General features: G+C 38.2%; 3 protein-coding genes. 1 reads left to right on the top strand and 2 read right to left on the bottom strand.

Annotation, left to right across the window (positions count from 1 at the left end):
• On the top strand, positions 1 to 574 hold a 574-nt coding region (gene ribA / locus OKC24_RS19525; protein ID WP_265466271.1), incomplete at its 5' end, for a GTP cyclohydrolase II.
• A gap of 125 nt (positions 575 to 699) precedes the next feature.
• Here the strand turns inward: ribA and trpA are convergent.
• Positions 700 to 1,488: a tryptophan synthase subunit alpha gene (trpA, locus tag OKC24_RS19530; RefSeq protein ID WP_265466272.1), complete on the bottom strand. Its 789-nt coding sequence runs from the start codon at positions 1,486 to 1,488 to the stop codon at positions 700 to 702.
• A 35-nt stretch (positions 1,489 to 1,523) separates the two neighbouring features.
• A partial coding sequence (locus tag OKC24_RS19535; protein ID WP_265466273.1) for a pyridoxal-phosphate dependent enzyme occupies positions 1,524 to 2,271 on the bottom strand: 748 nt, incomplete at its 5' end.

Raw genomic sequence — 2,271 nt, forward strand, 5'->3', positions numbered from 1 at the left:
GTTACCTACTGCATTTGGCGATTTTGAAATTATAGCATTTCAAGACCAAAGTACTGGTGAAGAACATATTGCTCTTGCCAAAGGCATGGGTACTATTTCTAATCAACCTGTACTCGTTAGAATTCATTCAGAGTGCTTAACAGGTGACGCTTTTGGATCACTCAAATGTGATTGTGGCCCCCAATTACATTCAACCATGAAAATGATTCATGATGCAGGTCAAGGTGTGATCTTATACTTGCGCCAAGAAGGTCGCGGCATAGGACTAACCAATAAAATTCGAGCTTACGCCCTTCAAGACCAAGGACATGATACTCTTGACGCCAATTTATTATTAAATTTACCAGCAGATGCTCGTAAATATGATATGTGTACCATTATGTTAGATTATTTAAAAATAAAGAATGTAAAACTCATTACAAATAATCCCCTTAAAATTAAATCTTTAACTGATTTAGGAATTAATGTTGTTGAACGTATTCCTTTAAAAGTTGGTTTAAATATCTTTAACAAAGCTTATCTTGAAACAAAGCAAAAACGCATGTCACATATATATGATAATAGTGATTTTTAAAAAGCGATCACTTTTAGAAAAATATCCACGTATAAAGTTCCATCTCCCTTTCGGGAGAAGGACAAGATAAAATATTGTTTTATATTCAATTATGGTTTTAAAGAAGATTTATGAAAGCTGCCTGACTATTCTTTATTTTGTCTCAGTATCTGTGCAAAAACCGTCACTTTTTCTAAAGTAGCATTCATTCCCTTATTAAAAAAAGTATCGACAAGCGCTGAGCCAATGATAATAAGATCTACTTTATTGGCTAGTGCTTTAACATGGCTTTCATTTTTGATCCCAAAGCCAATTGCAACTGGAATATTAAAAATTGGCTTAATTTCAGTTATCTTTTTCTCAAGATTAGATATATTGAAGTCTCCTCCTGTTAAGCCATTTTCTGCAACATGATATAAAAAACCTGTCGCGCGCGCTGAAATTTGCTCTAACCTTTCAACTGGGGTCGTCGGCGCGGTCATTGCAATTAAATGCATATTTTTTTCATTTAATTGCACCTCAAATTTTTCTCGATATCCATATGGAGCATCTAAAATCAATATTCCATCTATAAGATTTTCTGTTTCAGCGATAAGTGTCTCAAAACCATATTGCATAATCGGATTTAAATAAGTCATGAAAATTATTGGTGTCTGGTCATCATGCAGCCTGATTACTTTTACCAACTCAATGGTCTGTTTTACCGTTTGACCTGCATCTAAAGCCCGAAGATGCGCTGCCTGAATGATCTCTCCATCTGCCACTGGATCAGAAAATGGAATACCCACTTCAATAATGTCAGCCCCTGCTTGACCCAATTGGCTTAACAGACGACAACTTTCTGTAAAATTAGGATCTCCAGCAGTAAAATAACAGACCAGACCGCTTCGATATTCCAGTTTCAATTGCTCTAATTTTTGATCTAGACGGTTCATGCTGTAGCTCCTGCAAGATATTTTTTGACCGTGTTTTAGTCTTTGTCTCCTCTACCAATTAAATTGACAATATTGATCTGTTCTGGCTGCATTTCTTGAGCAAGTTGAATCGCATATGCAATCGCATGAGAACTCTCAAGCGCAGGAATAATGCCCTCCTGTTGGCTTAAAAGCTGAAATGCATTTACCGCTTCTTGATCGGTGATCGCCGTATATATCACACGTCCTGTTTCAAACAGAAGACCATGCTCAGGACCAACACCAGGATAATCTAAGCCAGCTGATATAGAGTGCCCCTCTAAAATCTGCCCATCTGAATCTTGTAATAAATAAGTTAAATTGCCATGCAGCACACCGACTTGACCCTTGCAAATAGAGGCGGCATGTTCATCGCTATTTATTCCTTTTCCACCTGCCTCAACGCCAAACATTTTGACATTCAGGTCTTCTAGAAAAGGATGCATCAACCCTAGTGCATTTGATCCCCCACCCACGCAAGCAACTAGAGCATCAGGCAGCCTATTTTCTTTCAGGAGTATTTGGTTTCTGGCTTCTAGACCAATAATTTTCTGAAATTNAGGATGCATCAACCCTAGTGCATTTGATCCCCCACCCACGCAAGCAACTAGAGCATCAGGCAGCCTATTTTCTTTCAGGAGTATTTGGTTTCTGGCTTCTAGACCAATAATTTTCTGAAATTCTCTGACCATCGTCGGATATGGGTGAGGGCCTGCGCCAGTACCCAACAGGTAATAGGTTGTATCCACATGACGAATCCAGTCA

It is taken from the genome of Acinetobacter entericus, assembly GCF_026168575.1.
Classification (GTDB): Bacteria; Pseudomonadota; Gammaproteobacteria; order Pseudomonadales; family Moraxellaceae; genus Acinetobacter; species Acinetobacter bouvetii.